This is a genomic window from Nocardiopsis protaetiae (assembly GCF_045446735.1).
GTDB lineage: Bacteria > Actinomycetota > Actinomycetes > Streptosporangiales > Streptosporangiaceae > Nocardiopsis > Nocardiopsis protaetiae.
Map to the genome: position 1 here is coordinate 1 of NZ_JBJJBV010000353.1, position 5615 is coordinate 5615.

The following is a 5615-nucleotide window of genomic DNA, read 5'->3' on the forward strand; positions in this document are numbered from 1 at the left end:
GGGACGGGCTGGTCGCGGTTGGTGGTGAAGGCGATGGTGGGGTCGGGGGTGTCGGGGGCGTTGGCGAAGGACTGGAAGCGGGCGAGCTTGTCGGGGTCGGCCAGGACGGCGGCCCACTCGTCGGCGTAGGAGTCGACGTGGCGGTCCATGGCGGCCTCCAGGTCGGCGGCGATGCCCAGGGAGTCCTCGACCACGACCTCGCGCAGGTGGTCCAGGCCGCCGTCCATGGCCTCGATCCAGGCGGCGGTGCGCTGGAGGCGGTCGGCGGTGCGGATGTAGAACATCAGGAACCGGTCGATGTAGCGGATGAGGGTGGGCTCGTCCAGGTCGGAGGCGAGCAGGTCGGCGTGGCGGGGGGTGAAGCCGCCGTTGCCGCCGACGTAGAGGTTCCAGCCGTGGTCGGTGGCGATGATCCCGAAGTCCTTGCCGCGGGCCTCGGCGCATTCGCGGGCGCACCCGGAGACGGCGGACTTGAGCTTGTGGGGTGAGCGCAGGCCCCGGTAGCGCTCCTCCAGGCGGATGGCCAGGCCGACGGAGTCCTGGACGCCGTAGCGGCACCAGGTGGTGCCCACGCAGGACTTGACGGTGCGCAGGGACTTGCCGTAGGCGTGCCCGGACTCGAATCCGGCGTCGACCAGGCGGGTCCAGATGGCGGGCAGCTGTTCCAGGCGGGCGCCGAACAGGTCGATGCGCTGGCCGCCGGTGATCTTGGTGTAGAGGCCGAAGTCGCGGGCGACCTCGCCGATGACGATGAGTTTGTCGGGGGTGATCTCCCCGCCCGGGATGCGCGGGACGACGGAGTAGGTGCCGTTGCGCTGCATGTTGGCGAGGTGGCGGTCGTTGGTGTCCTGGAGGGTGGCCTGCTCGCCCTCCAGGATGTGGCCGTTGCCCAGGGAGGCCAGGATGGAGGCGACGGCGGGCTTGCAGATGTCGCAGCCGGCGCCGGTGCCGTGGGACTCGATGAGGGCGGAGAACGTGGTGGTGCCGGTGGCGCGGACGATCTCCAGCAGTTCGGTGCGCGAGTGGGGGAAGTGTTCGCACAGGGCCTTGGACTGGACGATGCCGGCCTTGTCCAGGAGGTTCTTGAGCATGGGCACGCACGACCCGCAGCTGGTGCCGGCGCGGGTGCAGGCCTTGAGGGCGGGGACGTCGTGGTCGCCGTCGCAGATGGCCTGGGTGATGGCGCCCTTGGTGACGGCGTTGCAGGAGCAGATCTGCGCGGAGTCGGGCAGGGCGTCGGCGCCCAGGGGCTCACCGCCCTGGGGGGTGATGAGGGCGAGCGGGTCGCCGGGCAGGGGCGAGCCGACCAGGGGGCGCAGGGTGGCGTAGGCGGTGGCGTCGCCGACCAGGATGCCGCCGAGCAGGGTGGTGGCGTCGTCGGACAGGACGAGCTTGGCGTAGCGGCCGGTGGCGGCGTCGTTGACGACGACGTCCAGGCAGTGGTCGGTGCGGCCGTGGGCGTCGCCGAAGCTGGCCACGTCCACGCCCAGGAGCTTGAGCTTGGTGGAGGTGTCGGCGCCGGTGAAGGTGGCCCCTCCGCCGACGAGGCGGTCGGCCAGGACCTCGGCCATGGCGTTGCCGGGGGCGATGAGCCCGTAGACGGTGCCGCGGTGGCAGGCGGCCTCGCCGATGGCGTGGACATGGGCGTCGGAGGTGGTGCAGGTGTCGTCGATGGTGATGCCGCCGCGCTCACCGACGGTGAGGCCGGCGGCGCGGGCGAGTTCGTCGCGGGGGCGGATGCCGACGGAGAAGACGACCAGGTCGGTGTCCAGGTGGGTGCCGTCGGCCAGGCGCAGGCGGGCGGCGCGGCCGTCGGGTCCGGCCTCCACGGCGGTGGAGGCGGTGCCGGTGTGGACGTGCACGCCCAGGTCGGTGACGAGTCCGGCGAGCAGGGAGCCGGCGCCCTCGTCGATCTGGGCGGGCATCAGGTGGGGGGCGAGTTCGACGACGTGGGCGTCCATGCCCAGCAGGCGCAGGGCGTTGGCGGCCTCCAGGCCCAGCAGGCCGCCGCCGATGACGACGCCGGTGCGGGCCCCGGCCTGGGCGGCCGCGGTGATGGCGTCCAGGTCCTCGATGGTGCGGTAGACGTGGCAGCCGGGCAGGTCGTGTCCGGGGACCGGCGGCACGAACGGCGCGGAGCCGGTGGCCAGGACGAGCCGGTCGTAGGCCAGGGTGCGCCCCGAGGCGGTGGTGACGGTGCGGGTGGCGCGGTCGATGGCGGTGGCGCGCTCGTCGACGTGCACGTCCACGGCGGGGCAGGACAGGTCGCCCAGGGACAGGTCCTCGGCGGTGGCGCCGTCGAGGTAGGAGGACAGGGCGACGCGGTCGTAGGCGGTGCGGGGTTCCTCGCCCACGACGGTGATGTGCCAGTGGCCCGCCGCGTCGCGGTCGCGCAGGGCCTCGACGAGCCGGTGGCCGACCATGCCGTTGCCGATGACGACGAGTTCTTCCATGGGGGTGTTCCTCCCGGTGCGGTTGCGTTTCAGGCAACCGCCGGGGTGTTACCCGTGCGTTGGGCGATCGTGTCGGGCGTGTTTCGTTGTGCTGTCACCGCAGGTGGGGGGCGAGTGATCGGCGTGTATGCCGAGCGTGGGCGCGGTGGCGGGGCCCGGTGGGACCTCGGTCACACCCTGTCCGGGGCGCCGGGGGTGGGGCAGGATGGCGGGCGATGAGCACCTTCTCCGATCCTTCCGAGCGCGCGCGGCGCGCGCTGTCCAGCCTGTCCGCCCTGGCCGTGGGCGACGCCTTCGGCTCCTGCTTCTTCGTCCCCGACAACCGGTTCCACCACCGTGCCCGGGAGCTGCCGCCGGGGGTGTGGTCGTGGACCGACGACACCGAGATGGCGGCGTCGGTGTACCGGGAGGTGGTGCGGCACGGGGAGGTGGACGCCGACCGGCTGGCCGGAGCGTTCGCCGACCGCCACGACTTCGACCGCGGGTACGGGCCCGCCACGGGCCGCCTGCTGCGGCTGGTGCGCGAGGGGGCCGACCACCGGGAACTGGCGGCGGGGCTGTTCGACGGGGCCGGGTCCTGGGGCAACGGGGCGGCGATGCGGGTGGCGCCGCTGGGGGCGTTCTTCGCCGACGATCCGGAGGCGGCGGCCGGGTGGGCGGCGGTGAGCGCGCGTGTCACCCACACCCACCCCGAGGCGGTGGACGGGGCGATCGCGGTGGCGGTGGCCGCCGCCCTGGTGGCCCGGGGTGAGGCGGGGGCGCCGGGGACGTTCCTGGACCGGGTGGCCGAACAGGTGCCCGAGGGTGCGCTGCGGGCGGGGGTGAACGCGGCGCGGGCGCTGCTCATCGTGCCCGAGCCGGTGGGTGCGGCGCACCGGTTGGGCAACGGCTCGCGGGTGCGGGCCCTGGACACGGTGCCGTTCGCCCTGTGGGTGGTGGCCAAGCACCTGCGCGGGACCTTGGAGTCGGCGCTGTGGGCGGCGGTGGCCCCGGGCGGGGACATGGACACCGTGGCCGCGATCGTGGGCGGGGTACTGGGGGCGGGGCCGGCCGGGACGGTGGAGGCGCGGTGGGGCGGGCGGGTGGAGGCGCTGCCGGGGTGGGCGCTGGACTGACCGGGGGCGGGGTCCGGGGCGGGGGCGCCCTGGTGTGCGGTTGGAGGGTTCTCCCGGGTCGGCCCCTGGTGGTGGGGGTGTGCGCGGTGCCGGGGTTCCGAAAGGAATTGAAGGCCACGATGGAAGCAGCGGGCCGCCGACCGGGGCCCGTGCAACCGACCCGGAAGGGGCCTGGCCGTGACACAGGACGAGGTCATCGCGTTCGTCGAGGGACTGCCGGAGGTGGGCACGGTGCGGGCCGGGCCCGAGAACGGGGCGCCGGAGGCGGCGTGGGGGGACGTGTTCTTCTTCCACGAGCCCGGCGGGGACCCCGCCCGGCGGCGGAACATGCCGTTCGCGACGGTGGTGGTCAAGGACTACCCCGGGTTCGACACCGAGTCCCGGCTGGACCGGCCCGGGGTGTTCCGGGTGAACATCGCGGTGGGGCGCACGCTGTTCGAGGAGCTGCTGGGATACCCGCCGGCCGCGCACCCCCGGCACGCCGGTGAGGTGGATCCCGCCGGGGCGGACCGGATCATCGCCCACCCCGTGTACTTCCCCCAGGCGTGGGTGGCGGTGGTCTGCCCCGGCGAGGCGACCTCGGCGCGGGTGCGCGAACTGGTGGGGGCGGCGCTGGAGCTGGACGCGGCGCGTAGTGCCCGCCGGGCCGGGAACGCCTGAGCCCGGGGCGCGGCTAGATCTCGGGCCGCTCGCGGTCGTGGTGTTCGCGGGCGGCCCGGACGTCCTCCCGGTGTTCGACGGCCCACCGGTCCAGCGCGGTGAGGGGTTCGAGCAGGGTGCGGCCCAGGTCGGTGAGCGAGTACTCCACCCGCGGGGGGACGCTGGCGTGGGCGGTGCGCTCCACCAGGCCGTCGCGGACCAGGGCGCGCAGGGTGAGGGTGAGCATGCGCTGGCTGATGCCGTCGATGGTGCGGTGCAGCTCGCTGTAGCGGTGGGTGCGCTGCCCCAGCAGCACGATGACGAGCACGCTCCACTTGTCGCCGATGCGGTCCAGGACCTCGCGGACCGGACAGTCGTCGGTGATGGCGCGCTCGGTGAGGGGAACACCCGTGTTCGCTGCGGACATCAATGTGCCTCCTTGTCCCTGACCTGCCACTACTCCATACTCACTGATAATGTGGTTACGCACAATATGTAAGTGAGGGGGCGTCGTGGACGAGCAGGACACCGAGCGGACCGCGCCGCGGCAGGCCACCGGTACCACCGACGGGAACGAGGCCGCTCCCGCGGCCCCGGCGCCGCCCGCGGCACCGCCCCTGGCCATGGTCACGGGCCTGGTGACGGTGGGGACCGAGGACGCTCCCGCGTGCTCGGACGGCGTGTGCTGGTGAGTTGGGGGTTCGTTCCGTGCAGGTAGAGATCTGGTCCGACATCGTCTGCCCGTGGTGCTACATCGGCAAGCGCCGGTTCGAGAAGGCGCTGGCGTCGTTCGCGCACGCCGACCAGGTCGAGGTCACCTGGCGCAGCTTCCAGCTCGACCCGGGCTTCGCCAAGGGCGCGGGCATCCCGGTCTACGACGCGCTGTCCACGAAGATGGGCGCCCCGCGCGAGCAGGTGCGCGCCATGACCGAGCAGGTCAAGCAGGTCGCCGCCGAGGAGGGGCTGGAGTACGACTTCGCCTCCGGCGTCATGGTCAACACCTTCGACGCCCACCGGCTGGTCCACCTGGCGCAGAGCAGGGGGCTGGGCGACGCCGCCCACGAGCGGTTCATGGACGCCCAGCTGGTGCGGGCCAAGGACCTCTCCGACCCCGAGACCCTGGTGGCCATCGCGGTGGAGATCGGGCTGGAGGAGGCCGAGGCGCGCGAGGTGCTGGCCGGGGACGCGTTCACCGCCGAGGTGAACGCCGACATCGACACCGCCCGGCAGCTGGGCGCGACCGGGGTGCCGTTCTTCGTGATGGACCGCGCCTTCGGGGTGTCGGGCGCCCAGCCGGTGGAGGTCTTCCTCAACGCGCTGGAGAAGGCCCACCAGGCCGCCCAGGCCTGACCTGGATTCTTTGACGGCCCCGCGCCCGGGACTCCCCCGGGCGCGGGGCCGTCGGCGT

Annotated in this window: 6 protein-coding genes; 4 read left to right on the forward strand and 2 right to left on the reverse strand. The window is 73.6% G+C overall.

Annotation, left to right across the window (positions count from 1 at the left end):
* Window positions 1-2453 (reverse strand): nitrite reductase large subunit NirB (nirB, locus tag ACJOT3_RS31630; protein ID WP_406976799.1); only part of this gene is annotated, 2453 nt, incomplete at its 3' end.
* A 215-nt stretch (window positions 2454-2668) separates the two neighbouring features.
* Between nirB and ACJOT3_RS31635 the strand changes: the two genes are divergently transcribed.
* Together ACJOT3_RS31635 and ACJOT3_RS31640 are read left to right on the forward strand one after the other, a co-directional pair.
* Complete coding sequence (locus tag ACJOT3_RS31635) at window positions 2669-3568, forward strand: ADP-ribosylglycohydrolase family protein (protein WP_406976800.1); 900 nt, start codon at window positions 2669-2671, stop codon at window positions 3566-3568.
* 177 nt (window positions 3569-3745) lie between these two features.
* The gene (locus tag ACJOT3_RS31640) at window positions 3746-4228 is read left to right on the forward strand and encodes a DUF6194 family protein (protein ID WP_406976801.1); all 483 of its coding nucleotides are present in this window, start codon (window positions 3746-3748) and stop codon (window positions 4226-4228) included.
* A 13-nt stretch (window positions 4229-4241) separates the two neighbouring features.
* Here the strand turns inward: ACJOT3_RS31640 and ACJOT3_RS31645 are convergent, their stop codons facing one another.
* On the reverse strand, window positions 4242-4634 hold the full coding sequence (locus tag ACJOT3_RS31645) for a winged helix-turn-helix transcriptional regulator (RefSeq protein WP_406976802.1): 393 nt from the start codon (window positions 4632-4634) through the stop codon (window positions 4242-4244).
* Window positions 4635-4719: 85 nt separating this feature from the next.
* Here ACJOT3_RS31645 and ACJOT3_RS31650 point away from each other — a divergent pair, with 85 nt between their 5' ends.
* Complete coding sequence (locus tag ACJOT3_RS31650) at window positions 4720-4899, forward strand: hypothetical protein (RefSeq protein WP_406976803.1); 180 nt, start codon at window positions 4720-4722, stop codon at window positions 4897-4899.
* A 16-nt stretch (window positions 4900-4915) separates the two neighbouring features.
* Entirely contained in the window at window positions 4916-5557 is a 642-nt protein-coding gene (locus ACJOT3_RS31655; RefSeq protein ID WP_406976804.1) for a DsbA family oxidoreductase, read from the forward strand.
* The last annotated feature ends 58 nt before the right edge of the window (window positions 5558-5615 follow it).